The following is a 13,905-nucleotide window of genomic DNA, read 5'->3' as shown; positions in this document are numbered from 1 at the left end:
GTGATTAGCTCAGTTGGGAGAGCATCGCCCTTACAAGGCGAGGGTCACTGGTTCAAGTCCAGTATCACCCACCACATATAAACTCTATTATTATGTTAATAGTCATGTGTAAATTTGTAATATGGGTCGTTAGCTCAGTTGGGAGAGCATCGCCCTTACAAGGCGAGGGTCACTGGTTCAAGTCCAGTACGACCCACCATTCTTTGAATGGTGCATATTACAAAAATCTAAATTCTCCAGTACCACCTTCCATTTTAATATTCATTATCCTCCACTCTTTTAGTTCAAGTTCAGTATTAATTACCATTTAGAAATTCGTTACCAAGTAATTCTTCGGTTTTAAAAAATCAGTATTCCAATCACATACCAAAAATTTATCTTTCGAGTTTTATTATCTCCAAAATCATTTTGTTTAAACTTACTTTATTACGCGTGCTATTCATTTACTTTAAATGGGTTTTTAGCTCTTTTAAGGTAAAAATATAAACCTTTAGAATTAATTTGCTTAATAAGCTCTCATCTTCGAGGCGAATCTTTAAATTACCTTGTAAGCGTCTAAACTGTTGATTATAGTCTGTGTTAAATTCAATTACGCTTAAGCCAATGTCTAAAAATATTTTTAATGAAGCAAAAATACTGATTGTAGAAGAGCAGCCACTTGCTCAAAGCTACATGAAACAGTCGCTCGAAAAAATTGGCTTTGGACATATGCGTTTTGCAGATCATGCTCTAGCGGCAAAAGAACAATGCTTACATGAAGAATTTGACTTGGTAATTTGCTCTTTTAATCTAAGCAAACGCCAAGATGGCTACCAGCTTTATGAAGAATTACGCGCTAAAGCATTAATAAAACACTCTACTGGGTTTATTTTTACATCTGCGGAAACTAGCGGAGAGTTAGTTCACAGTGTATTAGAACTCCAACCCGATGACTTTTTAGTAAAACCCTTCTCTGTACAAGAGTTAAGAGTGCGCATAGAGCGTATTCTCAAACGTAAAAGCGACTTAAAAGCTATATACACTTTAATTGATGACGATAACCAGTCTAAAGCATTGAAACAAATTAATGCCCAACTCGATAAAAGTAATAAATACAGCCCTATTCTGCTTAGATTAAAAGGCAACATTTTACTGGCGCTAAAACAAAACCAAGAGGCGAAAGACTTTTTTAAATCAGTTTTGAATATCCAAAAGTTTGCATGGGCAAAAGTAGGATTAGTAGAGGCTTTAATTGCTAACAATGAGCATATTTTGGCTCAGCGCATGCTTAAAACAATGCTTGAACGAAATGAAACGCGTCTTATAGCCTTAGACTTATTGGGGCGTTTAGAAATAAAACTAAACCAATTTGATTTAGCCCAAGACTTTTTAAGCCAAGCTGCACATATTGCCCCTCGTAATATAGACCGTCAAAAATCACTTAACAGCGTATCGCTCATTAATAGAGATTACGAAACCAGCTACTTAACTCAAAAAGATATTGCCACTTACGCTAAGTACTCTATGCATGATAGCCCAGACATTTATTTAAATGCTGCTCGTGCTGGGATTGATTTTGCATTGACCACAGATCAAACTGACCAAATAAACAGGATCTCTCGTCAAACAAATAAATATATCAATGAGCTAAAAACACAATTCCCAACCAGTAATGCGCAAACCCAAATTGATGTGCTCAATGCTCGCCTTTATTATTTAAAAGATGAACATAAAAAAGCGAAACAGCTCATTGAGCAACTTGATGACAGCGATACTCAAATACGTTCAGTAGATGGTGCCCTAGACAAGGCAAAAGCACTGCATGAATTAGGTTTTCACCAAAAGGCGCAAGCGCTATTTAGCCAAATAATTGATCATTGCGAACGTCACCCAAGTAGAAGCGATGCTACTTACTTGCGTTATATACAGCAACAGCAAAGTGAAAGACGTGATATTAAAATGGGGCCGAAAGAGCTCAATAATCATGCTGTTAAGCAGTTTGAGCGCGGCCAATTAAATGTTGCCTTAGAGGCATTCAGCCAAGCATTTAGAGTCATGCCACACAATCCAAGTATTGCGCTTAATTTATTGCAATGTTTAGTGGATAAGTCAAAAAAACATGGTGACTCTTTCAATAGTGTGCTGGCTCAAAAGTGCTTTAAACTATTAAAAAAATCCCCCTTAGCAGAAGAGCAATCAGAGCGGTTCGATAAACTACTTCAGATTGCTAAAGAAATGAAACTAGAGATTAGTTAGAGCCTGTTTGGCATTAATGCTACGTTATAGCCTATTTATGGTGAGTAACCGCACCATATAGGCGCTGCCTTGCCTAAATCCCAAACAGACCGCTGCAAATTTAACCTTGAAAGGTCGACAGACCCTAGAGCTTTTTCATTGCCAGTGCGTTTACACAGTAGCGTAAACCAGTAGGAAGTGGCCCATCAGGGAAAATATGCCCTAAATGCGCATCACACACATTACAAACAACTTCAACTCGCTCCATGCCATGACTATTATCCATGACATAACCAATCGCTTCCTCAGTTGCCGGTTGGGTAAATGAAGGCCAGCCGGTGCCACTATCAAACTTTTCATCTGCATCAAATAGTAAGTTGTCACAACAAACACACACATACTTACCTGGCTCTAACAAGGTACAACTACTCGAACTATTTGGTCGTTCAGTTCCCTTTTTACGGGTCACATAATATTGCTCTTCGTTTAACAGTTCGCGCCATTGCTGATCTGTTTTAACCACTTTTCGAACCGGTGTTGGATTACCATGGTTGGCAAAATTAACAATATCGTTCCACTTCAACATAACAACCTCATTACGTTATTAATTTAACTAGCAATCATTTACTTGTAGTCTAGTACGCCTGTGGCTAATACCACGATCAACGCTATCTAAAGACTATAGTGTGCTTTTCTGTTGCTGTAAGTATACGGTTTACATAGGCATGCAATTGGGCTTGACTGCCAGGAATGCTCACGCTTAATTGTCTGTCATTATTACTGTGCACTATTAGCTCATCGTTTCTTATTTCTATCGACTCAATATTACTGATGACTAACCAATGCGGGCCATTTTTTTTATCAAACAGCCCTGTTAAACTAAAAACAAATAAGTGCTGCGCATCGCGTTGAATAAAATTACGCAGCGGATTGCGCATTTTAAACAACGGCGTTAATCGGTAACAACACGAACAAAACACCACAACCCACATAACTAAGGCAGCTTTAAACCAAAGGTGTTCCCCTAAAGAAAAAAAGTAGCCACACGCTATAATTACGAGCCCTATTAAAGCGATTACTAATGCTATTTTTTTATTGATACTATGCATAAGCCCTCTTACTTTTTATCAGTTGCTTTTTCTGTCGGCTCGGGCCAATCACTAAAGAAAACGCTTAAGTAACGACTTTTTGCCAAATACCACAACACCCATAATACAATCACCATTTGCACAGCTAAAAATAATGAGAAGCGATAGTGGCTATGGGCTGCCTGAATACTTAACCACGACAAATCAATTAATGCACACGTAATCAGCGGCCAACGCATATACCGCCAAATACGCGCCAAGCGTTGTGTTGCTTGATGCGAGTCTCTTGGCCTTCGTAAACAAAATAAAATAGTGGGTACAATGGCTACAGCACCGATCGCTATAGCAATAAAAAAATCATCTTTTGACTTAAAAAACAATGACATTAAATCAAGTTCAGGGCGACGGCTCAGCGCGGCTATTACCCAAATAAAATAGGCGCGCAATAGTACTAAAATACTCAAGTGAAACGCTAATGGCGTACGATAGCTACCATATTTATCCCAGTATTCAGGCCCATATCGACTCACAACTGATTTTTCCTATCGGCAATAGTGCCCAAAATAAAAAATGCCACTAATAAGGTAAGCGCTAACCACTTAGTGCCAAAAAACAGTAAAGCTTTAGTTAGCAGTGGGCTTAACCACACCACTAACAAGCCAAAGCCAAACGCAGTTATCAACACAAAACACGCCACCCTAATAATAAAGTGGCGCCTAGCTACGACGCCTTTGGTTAACTTTAAAATGTCATCCGCATACAGCGACACTAAGCACACCATTAAAAGCAGTGATAAATGCGGCAAATAGCCCTGTAACCATTGGCCTAGGTCAATTAACAAGGTATTAAGTATATTTGTAAAACTAGCCATTATGAGTCTCTAACAAAGTAATTAAATCATCCTCTGTCAGTATTTCTATACCAAGCTCTTGCGCTTTGGTGAGCTTAGAGCCGGCTTTTTCGCCCGCCACTAAGGCATCTGTTTTTGCTGAAACACTGCCAGAAACCTTGGCGCCTAATTGTTGTAGGCGCGCTTTTGCATCATTACGATTAAGCGTATTAAGCGTCCCAGTTAGCACATAAGTTAAACCCGCTAGCGGCTGTTCTTGCTCTGATGGCGCTGTTAACTGTGGCCAGTTTACTCCTTGCGCTATTAATTCGTTTACCACGGTTAAATTATGCTCTTCAGTAAAAAAGCCACGCACGTGCTTTGCCACTATTTCACCTACATCGCTTACTTCTATTAGTTGTTCAATGCTGGCATCAATCACGTTTTCAAGCGTTAAAAAATGATTAGCCAAATTCTGAGCTGTGGCCTCACCGACTTCACGAATACCCAGTGAATATAAAAACTTTGCTAAGGTAGTGGTTTTAGCGTCATCAAGCGCCGCAACTAAGTTTTTTGCTGATTTTGGTCCCATTCGTTCAAGTGATTCAAAATGTCCCTGCTTTAAAATAAATAAATCAGCAGGGGTTTTGATAAGCTCTCGGTCAACTAATTGATCAACAATTTTGTCGCCTAAGCCGTCAATATCTAAAGCCTTACGTGAAGCAAAATGTTTAATCGCTTGTTTGCGCTGTGCTTGACATACCAAGCCGCCTGTACAACGTGCAACAGCTTCTCCTTCAACCCGCTCAACGTGCGAGTCACAAATTGGGCACATAGTTGGAAATACAATCTCTTTTGCATCGCTTGGGCGTTGCTCAAGTACTACTTGGGTAATTTGTGGGATCACATCCCCAGCGCGGCGAATAATCACAGTATCGCCCACTTTAACGCCTAAACGGGCAATTTCATCAGCATTATGCAGTGTTGCATTCGATACCGTAACACCACCAACAAATACCGGCTCTAGTCGCGCAACAGGGGTAATAGCCCCAGTACGCCCTACTTGAAACTCTACGTCTAGTAAGTGTGTTATTTCTTCTTGTGCCGGAAACTTATAAGCAATAGCCCAGCGCGGCGCACGCGCAACAAAGCCTAGGCGCTCTTGTAGGGCTTTTTTATTTACTTTTATTACCACGCCATCTATTTCATATTTTAGCTCGCTACGGCGCGTTAAAATGTCATTATAATAGGCAAGCGCGGCCTTTGGGCCTTCAACTAGTTTTGTTTCTGGACACAGTGGTAATCCCCAGTCGGTAAGCTTGGTAAGTTGCTGGTAATGATCTTCAGGTAATGTGCCATCGGCGACCAATCCGGTGCTGTAGGCATAAAACATCAGTGGCCGTTTTGCGGTAATTTTTGAGTCGAGCTGGCGTAAACTGCCCGCTGCCGCATTACGTGGGTTTACAAAAACTTTGTCACCGCGCTTTTCTGCTTCGGCATTTAATTTTTCAAAGCCCGCGCTATCCATAAACACTTCACCGCGCACTTCAAGCTCACGCGGGTAATCATCACCGCGTAACTTTAATGGCACATTGCGAATTGTTTTTACATTTTGGGTAATATTTTCGCCAGTAAAACCATCGCCACGAGTCGCTGCTTGCACTAATACCCCATCGCGATAAATAATCGATACCGCTAAGCCATCCAGTTTAGGCTCACAGCAAAATGTAAGCTCGTCGGTGCTCATTAAACGCTCTTTAATACGACGATTAAAACCACTGAATTCGTCTTCACCAAAAGCGTTATCAAGCGACAACATAGGCACTTGGTGTGCTACTTGCTCAAACTTGGCAAGCGCCGCCCCACCTACTTTTTGAGTAGGTGAATCGGCGGTTAAAAACTCAGGGTGCTGGGTTTCTAATTCGCTCAAAGTACGTAATAAGCGATCATATTCGGCATCGGGTATGCTGGGTGTATCAAGCACATAATAACTATAATTGTGTTGCTCAAGCGTGGTACGAAGATGATTAATTTGCTCACTAATGCTGCTTGCCATGTAGACCTCAAAAACATAAAAAAAGCCACTTTGACGAGTGAACGCCCAGTGGCTTACAAAATTTAACTTATGCGTATATTACGCAGAAAATGCGCGAACCTGCTCAACATATTGACGAATACGCTCTACCGTCATTTCGTTTCGCTCAGCATCCAAGATTTCAGCTCCAAATTCATCTGCTAGCTTCTTAGCGGCGCTGTGCAGCATATTAAACGCAGCAAGGCCATCGCCATCACATGGTAGAGTCATAAATAAGCTCACGCCTGCGGTACTAAACTGTTCCATATTATCAATATCGAACGTGCCAGGGTTATACATATTTACCAGTCTAAATAACACCGGCCCTTGGCCTGCAGGGTCTAGATGGCGATTAAAAAAGCCTTCTTCTGAATATTTAAAACCTAGCGTGTTAACTGCTGGCAGTAATTTACTGCCTTGCATGGTCAGTCCTTCTGGCATTTGAATATGCACAATCACAAAGTCTGAAACATCTTTAGGGGCGTCTTGTTGTGTATCAACAGCCTCTTCGGTTACCACTTCAAGGTCATCTTCAATAGCTGTATCAGCTGGGCTAACATCTATTTGTGGCTCATCAGCACTGAAGTTTAACTCACTCATTTGTGGCTCTTCTCGTTGCGCTAACGTTGGCTCTTGTGGCTCAGTATGCACAGATGAAGGCTGCTGTTCTTGAACAGGTTCAACTCGCTCGCTTGCAGGGAGTTCAGCATTCTCTTTTTTTCTTACTGACCACAAACCGTGTATTAATAAGCCACCAATGACAAACACACTGATCACAATTAAAACCCATCTTAATTCTTCGGCCATCCCCTCACCTTTTATTATTAATATGCCTAACTGCCATCATTTTACCCAAAACAACTAGCAAATGACTATAAAATTATGCATGTGCAAGTTGCACCGCTTGTTCAATATCTACAGCAACCATGCGCGACACGCCGGGCTCTGCCATGGTTACACCCGTTAATCTACCCGCCATTTCCATTGCAATTTTATTATGGCTTATATAAATAAACTGCACAGATTGTGACATTTCTTCAACCAATCGGCAAAAACGGACCACATTGGCATCATCTAATGGGGCATCTACCTCGTCCAGCATACAGAATGGAGCTGGATTGAGCCTGAATATAGAAAACACCAATGATAATGCGCTCAGCGCTTTTTCTCCACCACTTAACAAATGAATTGTCGAATTTTTTTTACCCGGAGGTCTTGCCATTATACTAACACCACTTTCGAGTAAATCGTCACTGGTTAATTCTAAGTAAGCACTGCCGCCGCCAAATACTTTTGGAAAAAGCTGGCCAAAATCGTGATTCACTTGATCAAAGGTAGACTTAAAGCGCGTTTTAGTTTCACGATCTATTTTATGAATAGCGCCTTCTAAAGCTGTCAATGCCTGGGTTAAATCATCCAGCTGATTATTTAAATAATCACTTCTTTGCTTAGCTTGTTCAAATTCATCAATGGCTGCAAGGTTAACGGCTCCTAATTGCTCTAGCTGATTACTGACTCCAGCAAGTTGATTTTGCGCTGCATTTAATGACAACACTGCAGGAAGCTCTGCTAAAACCTGTTTTAAATTTTGATTAAGCTCGCTAAGTGGCTCAAGTACCGCTTGCGCCTTTATTAGTAAGCTTTGCTCTTCAATGCTCAGTTTCTGATGTTGCTCTTGTAATGCCACCAGCTCAGTTTGTGACGTTTTTAAACTCGCTTGTTTGTTTTGTAATTCTTGTTTTGCTTGAGCTAACTGCTGTTGAATATCCACAAGGGTTTGTTCGCCTTGTTGGTGCTGCACTAATAATTGTTCAATACTTAGTGCAAGCTCTTGCTCAGGAATAAGTAACGCCTCAATTTGCTCTATTAGCTCTTGCGTTCCTTCTACAGCCATTGTTAATGCTTGTTCGGCATGGTTCAACTTGGTTTGACTGAGCTGCCACTCACTACGCACTTTTTGCTCATTAAGGTTTGCCTGATGTGCTTGCGTTTTATACTGTTCAGCATTATTTAAAGCTTGTTTGTAACCTTCATCACTATTTATTCGTGTGCTATCGGCTTGGTTAAGCTCTTCAGCTAAGGCCTCTAATTGCTCTGCAAGCTGTTCATTTTTATCAAGCTCTTCGCCCAACAATTCGCTTAACTGCTGCTGTTGTTCTAGCAGTGGCTGACGTTGTTGTTGTAATTTGGTCACCTGTTGCTGATGTTGATCAGCTTGCGCTTTGAGCATATCACCACGCGTTGTTGCTACGGCTAACTGTTGTGCTAATTGATGAATAGTGTCTTTGCGCTCGTTTTGCTGCTCGGTTATTAATGCAGCTTGCGCTTGATGTTCTTCAAGTGTGGAGTGTGCGTCCGTCAATGCCTGTTGTTGTTGCTCAAGTAAGGTTTCTTGCTGCTTGAGCTTTTTGTGCATTAATAATAAGGAATTTTCTGCATTTTTTTCGCCACTGAGATGCCAATTTCGACCATGTAACGCCCCTTGCTTGTCCATCACTGCAATATAACTGGCATCGTTAAGATGGTGTGTTTGACCCTCGGCATCATAAGCAATATGGTTTAATAACTCGGGGTAGATACCAGCGCTAATAAAGGCAGCAATACTATTGCTTGCCACAGACTGTGAGGGTATTTGCCACGTGCTATTTTCTGCTTTACCTGGTGAAATATGAATGTGCTCAAGTGATGACAGCGCCTGCTCTACTAAAAACTCATAACCAGGCTGAACAGTTAACTGTTTGAATAAAGTTAAAGTTTTATCGCTGTTTTTTTCAAGTCCAAGGGTAGTTTTTAGCCCTGCTATACCGGCTTTTAGTTCATTAACTTGCTGAGATAAATGCTGCCATTGCTGCTGAGCTTCATCAAGCTGTTGCTGCTGTATTGCCTGAGCACTTTGACCTCTACTATGAGCAGTTTGCGCGTTAGCCAGCTGCTCTGTTAGCGTTTGTCTGTGCTGCTGTTGCTGAATTAATTGCTGCTCTATCTCACTGCGTTTTAACTCATCTATTTGCTCATCAAGCTGCGTTAGTTGTTGCTTAACATAACTGATTTTCTGTTCTGTATGTTTTACTGCATTTGCATGCGCTAGCTGCTGATTATTTAATTTTTGATAGTCTTCTGTTAGTGATTGCCACTGTGACGTGTCGGCATTTTTAATCTCCAGCAGCCGATTAACCTCATCGGTAAGTTCTATAACCTGCTCGCTGCACATTAAGTTATGCTCTACAGCCTGTTGCAAGTTGTCATCTAACTCTTGGCAGAGACTTTGTTGCTGCGTTTTGACTTCTTCACTTTGGTTTTTTTGTTGCTCTAACTTGGCTAAATTTTGTTTCAGTGACAGCGTTTGTTGCTTAATGCTAATCTGCTGCTGTTCGCTGCGAGTCAATTCAGTATGCGTATGATGCTGCTGTTGCTGTGCATCATCGAGTTTATCTTGTTGAGCTTGCACTTGAGCATCAAGACTTGCCAGAACATCATCATGGCCTGAATGCGCCGTTTTAAAGAAGCTGATTTGGTCATCCAGCTTTTTTATTTGCGCACTTTTATCGAGCTGTTGTTGATGCAGTTTTTGCCATTTTAATACCGCTATTTGCCCCTTTAAGGTGCGCTCTTGGGATTTAAGTTCGCGATATTTTTTAGCCTCAACCGATTGTACCGCCAGTTTATCAAGCTGGTTTTGTAACTCTTGACGAACATCAAGCAGTCGCTCTAGGTTTTCTCTGGTGCTTTTTATGCGTGTTTGCGTTTCGCGGCGGCGCTCTTTGTATTTAGAGACCCCTGCGGCTTCTTCTAAGAAAACACGTAGCTCTTGCGGTTTACTCTCAATTAAACGTGAGATCATCCCTTGTTCAATAATAGCGTAACTTCGCGGCCCAAGGCCCGTGCCTAAAAATATGTCGGTAATATCACGTTTTCGGCATTTACTGCCATTTAGAAAGTACAATGACTGACCATCGCGAGTCACCAAACGCTTAATAGCCACTTGGTTACGATCAGCAAAAGTATTGGGTAACTTACCCTGGGTATTATCAAATATTAATTCAACGGAGGCTTGCGAAATGGGCTTGCGATTAGTAGAGCCATTAAAAATGACATCGGTCATGGCATCGCCACGTAAATTTTTAGCTGAGCTTTCACCAAGCACCCATCGCACCGCATCAATGACGTTTGATTTGCCACAGCCATTAGGGCCGACAACACACGTCATTTGGTCAGGAAATGGAATTTTAGTGGGCTCTACAAACGATTTAAAGCCCGCTAATTTAATAGTGCTTAAGCGCATTTTATTGTTATTACCGATTTATTATTGTTTTTTACTATAAGTAACTTAACGCATAAATAGCTAAAAAGTTAAGCTTGGCGTTTAAAATTATCTAAAATAATACCCGTGGCCATTGCTACATTAAGCGACTCTGCACCGCCAAAAGCCGGTATGGTTATTTTGTTGCTCACTAATTTTGCACACTGCTCGCGTATTCCATGTGATTCACTGCCCATAAGCAATACACCTTGGCCACTAAATTTAGTGCTATGCACACTTTGGCCATCTAAAAATGCACCATAAATAGGCATGTTTAATGTAGATAAGTATTCAGGCAATTCAACTTGGCTTACCGATACGCGTACGAACGACCCCATTGTGGCGCTAATTGTTTTTGGGTTATACGGATCGGCACTGTCAGTGCTAGCAACAATATGTTTTATACCGTACCAATCAGCCACGCGAATGATGGTACCTAAATTACCAGGATCAGATACGCCATCTAAGGCTAATATTAAACTGTTTTCATCTGGTAATGCGATGCTTGGCATATCAACAATTGCAATAGCCGCATTATTACTTACCAAAGTACTGGCCTTTGTTAGCTGCTCTTCATCCGCTGTAATAAAATGCGTATGAGGGTATGTGCTTTGGTTATTATCAATAAAGCTTTGCGTTGCAAATACATCGTTTACTTTTAATGGACTATTTAATAACTCCAGTACGTTTTTTTCGCCTTGTACTAAGTATTGGTTAAATTGCTTGCGATACTTTTTTTGGCCAAGCTGGCGAATAAGTTTAAGTTGGTTTTTTGAAATCATGACAGCCCCATTAAATTATCTGCACAGTATACCAGAGGTGACTTAAAGTGCAGCCCCATAAACAGTAAAAGCAATAAAAATAGCCTACTTACAATCAGCTAGCTAATTATAAAGATTGTTTTTTTTATCTAAAAAAGGTAAATTTACAAAAAACAACATGGATATATTTTTAAAATGGAACCAGTACACCCAACTTCATCTGAGTCAAATCAAACACCCCCTGCTATTTTTAGCGGTAAAGTACAATTTAGCGGCAAAGCCGGCGAATTTTTTGGTATATGGATTGTTAATATACTGCTGAGTATTATTACTCTCGGAATTTATTCGGCATGGGCAAAAGTTCGCACCTATCGTTATTTTTACGGTCATACGCGTATCGACGGCCATAGCTTTGACTATCTAGCGACCCCAATACAAATTTTAAAAGGACGCATTTTAGCGGTCATCGCATTTTTAATTTACACCTTACTTAGCAGCCTCGCACCAGCGATAGGCCTTTTATTTGCTATTGGCTTTTTATTTTTATTGCCGTGGATCATCAACCAAGGTCTGCGTTTTAATATGCGTATGACTCGCCATCGTAATGTACGCTTTGCCTTTTCAGGTAATTACGGCGATGCATTTATTAACTTTGTTTTATTACCTATTGCAAGTGTATTCACATTACACCTATTACTGCCGTATGTATTAAAGCGAATTGATCAATATATGCATGAAAACATCAGCTATGGAAATAAACCACTTACAGTAAATCTTCAAGGCGAACGCTATTACATCGCAGCACTTATTACCCTAGGAGTTGCAATAGGTGGCTTAGTTATTTTTGGCTTCTTTGCTGGTGCAAGTGCCTTAACTATCGGTAACTTAAACACACAAAACTTTAGCCTTTCGACAATTGTAGTGCCGCTATTAATTGCTACGTTGTATGTTGCGTTTTTAACACTGGTAGGCGCTGTTTATCATTCGCTTATTCGAAATCATATTTTTAATAACAGTGAATTTACAGAAGTAGCTACCTTTGATTCGAACTTAAAAGCCATTGACTATGCCATCTTACTATTTACCAATGTACTGGCAATTATATTTACCTTAGGACTGGCCTACCCTTGGGCTAAAGTACGCAGAGCAAAGCTATTAGCATCAGTTACAGAAGTCACTATTTATAGCGGCGCACTTTCGTTGATTGATGTTGCACAAAATGAGCAGTCATCATTTGCTGAAGAAGCGGCCAATGTGTTTGATATTGATATTTCACTCACCTAATGAGTAATTATCCTATTTTTGGCTGTTATTATTACCCTAATAGCAGCCAACATATTAAAAGCTATGCACACCTTTCCCATGAGCAAATAACACTTGTTGACTCTGAGAATACGACGTTACTTGCATCAAAAATAGACAATTGCCAACTTGATAGCCCGTTACCTGGCATGGCGTCAGAGTTAAATTTTGCTGATGGTGGGCGATTTATTCCTCAAGATGTAGAATTTAGGTGGCCATTCGCGCTTAAAGAGCATGGACTCAGTGAACGCTTAGAAAAAAATAAGATTCTTATTGTTGCATCCGTGCTGCTAATTCCCCTATTACTTTGGTTAATTTTATACCGCTTAATACCATCAGTAGCCGTTTATAGCGTTAACTTAGCACCTGCCTCGACAATTGAAACGATGGGAGAGCAAACGCTCAGTGTAATAGAAAAAGTCGCATTGGAACCTTCTCAACTTTCCACTAATAAGCAATCAGAAATACAGCAACAATGGCGTTTAATGCTTAACTCGCTCAATTTAGACAGTGCAAAGTTTAGGCTCTCTTTTTATCAGTCTGATTATTTTTCAGCTAATGCGTTTGCTCTTCCAAATGGTCAGGTTGTTGTAACTGACGAACTTGTTGAGCTATTAAAAAATGACCCTGATGCCCTGCGTGCTATTTTACTTCATGAAATTGGTCATGTTCAGCACCATCACAGCATTCGCCTTGCAGCACAAGCTGCAGCGAGCACCGTTGTATTTGCAGTTATTTTTGGTGACTTAGAAGGTATATTAGAGGTTGTGCTTGGCTCTGGTTCATCTTTTTTGCAACAAGCGTTTTCGCGAGATATGGAACAAGAAGCCGATGTATATGCGATTAAAAACCTTTTAAAATTAGGGTATTCTAACCACGACTTTGCAGATGCAATTGAAGCACTGGAAAATAATTTACAAGCGCAAGAAGGGACCTATGATGATACTTGGTTAAAGTATTTATCAACGCACCCAAGTTCTCAAGAGCGAATAGAATATGCGAGGCAATATAAACCACAATGACCCCTGAACTAAATTTGCTCTTATTGGTTATCATTATGATAACGCTTGGCTACGGATTTATTTATCCGCGCTTTGCAGGCAGTAGCTTTAAAAAAGTATCGGTGCAAGATTTATTTGCAACGGGCATTACACTATTAATTGCATCTAGCCTTTATTACAACTCGGGCGTGCAATTTAGCTGGTTAGTATTTGAAGTTAATTGGTTTTGGTTTACTTTTTTAACTTACGTCATAATCGAAATCCCGGTGTTTTTTATTTATGCTAAAAAGCACAATATGCAGTTTTAATAGTACTTTTATTTTTATACAAAAAAAG

12 protein-coding genes and 1 tRNA gene are annotated in these 13,905 nt (G+C 40.4%); 5 read left to right on the top strand and 8 right to left on the bottom strand.

Annotated features, from left to right (window positions below; all coding sequences use genetic code 11):
* The first annotated feature begins 123 nt into the window (after positions 1-123).
* Positions 124-199: transfer RNA gene (locus tag MTF66_RS36880), tRNA-Val, on the top strand.
* 404 nt (positions 200-603) lie between these two features.
* Positions 604-2,235, top strand: coding sequence for a response regulator (locus MTF66_RS36875; RefSeq protein WP_138571250.1), 1,632 nt, complete (start codon positions 604-606; stop codon positions 2,233-2,235).
* Between the two features lie 124 nt (positions 2,236-2,359).
* On the opposite strand, the gene msrB is transcribed toward MTF66_RS36875, so the two are convergent.
* From msrB to MTF66_RS36835, 8 genes are all read right to left on the bottom strand, one after another.
* A complete protein-coding gene (gene msrB / locus MTF66_RS36870; RefSeq protein ID WP_008115220.1) occupies positions 2,360-2,800 on the bottom strand; it encodes a peptide-methionine (R)-S-oxide reductase MsrB in 441 nt (146 codons plus the stop codon).
* Positions 2,801-2,882: 82 nt separating this feature from the next.
* Positions 2,883-3,323, bottom strand: coding sequence for a hypothetical protein (locus MTF66_RS36865; protein ID WP_138571249.1), 441 nt, complete (start codon positions 3,321-3,323; stop codon positions 2,883-2,885).
* An 8-nt stretch (positions 3,324-3,331) separates the two neighbouring features.
* Positions 3,332-3,832 carry a DUF2919 domain-containing protein gene (locus tag MTF66_RS36860; protein WP_138571248.1) on the bottom strand — a complete coding sequence of 167 codons (501 nt, stop codon included), beginning with the start codon at positions 3,830-3,832 and terminating at the stop codon, positions 3,332-3,334.
* Entirely contained in the window at positions 3,829-4,173 is a 345-nt protein-coding gene (locus tag MTF66_RS36855) for a DUF3392 family protein (RefSeq protein WP_008115215.1), read from the bottom strand. Before MTF66_RS36855 ends, MTF66_RS36860 begins: the two co-directional genes overlap by 4 nt.
* The gene (gene ligA, locus MTF66_RS36850; RefSeq protein ID WP_248530203.1) at positions 4,166-6,187 is read right to left on the bottom strand and encodes an NAD-dependent DNA ligase LigA; all 2,022 of its coding nucleotides are present in this window, start codon (positions 6,185-6,187) and stop codon (positions 4,166-4,168) included. Before ligA ends, MTF66_RS36855 begins: the two co-directional genes overlap by 8 nt.
* Before the next feature lie 78 nt (positions 6,188-6,265).
* Positions 6,266-7,012, bottom strand: coding sequence for a cell division protein ZipA (gene zipA, locus MTF66_RS36845; protein ID WP_054202488.1), 747 nt, complete (start codon positions 7,010-7,012; stop codon positions 6,266-6,268).
* A gap of 73 nt (positions 7,013-7,085) precedes the next feature.
* A complete protein-coding gene (locus tag MTF66_RS36840) occupies positions 7,086-10,487 on the bottom strand; it encodes a chromosome segregation SMC family protein (RefSeq protein ID WP_248530202.1) in 3,402 nt (1,133 codons plus the stop codon).
* 68 nt (positions 10,488-10,555) lie between these two features.
* Complete coding sequence (locus MTF66_RS36835; protein ID WP_138560777.1) at positions 10,556-11,287, bottom strand: RNA methyltransferase; 732 nt, start codon at positions 11,285-11,287, stop codon at positions 10,556-10,558.
* A gap of 174 nt (positions 11,288-11,461) precedes the next feature.
* Here MTF66_RS36835 and MTF66_RS36830 point away from each other — a divergent pair, with 174 nt between their 5' ends.
* From MTF66_RS36830 to MTF66_RS36820, 3 genes are read left to right on the top strand one after another with little or no spacing between them, the layout of a single operon-like run.
* A complete protein-coding gene (locus MTF66_RS36830; RefSeq protein WP_010388384.1) occupies positions 11,462-12,550 on the top strand; it encodes a YjgN family protein in 1,089 nt (362 codons plus the stop codon).
* On the top strand, positions 12,550-13,590 hold the full coding sequence (locus tag MTF66_RS36825; RefSeq protein ID WP_138622795.1) for a M48 family metallopeptidase: 1,041 nt from the start codon (positions 12,550-12,552) through the stop codon (positions 13,588-13,590). The genes MTF66_RS36830 and MTF66_RS36825 overlap by 1 nt, the downstream gene beginning before the upstream one ends.
* A gap of 35 nt (positions 13,591-13,625) precedes the next feature.
* Positions 13,626-13,877, top strand: coding sequence for a hypothetical protein (locus MTF66_RS36820; protein ID WP_248530201.1), 252 nt, complete (start codon positions 13,626-13,628; stop codon positions 13,875-13,877).
* The last annotated feature ends 28 nt before the right edge of the window (positions 13,878-13,905 follow it).

The organism is Pseudoalteromonas sp. 2CM39R (assembly GCF_023161845.1).
This window is presented reverse-complemented; position numbering and strand designations above follow the sequence as displayed.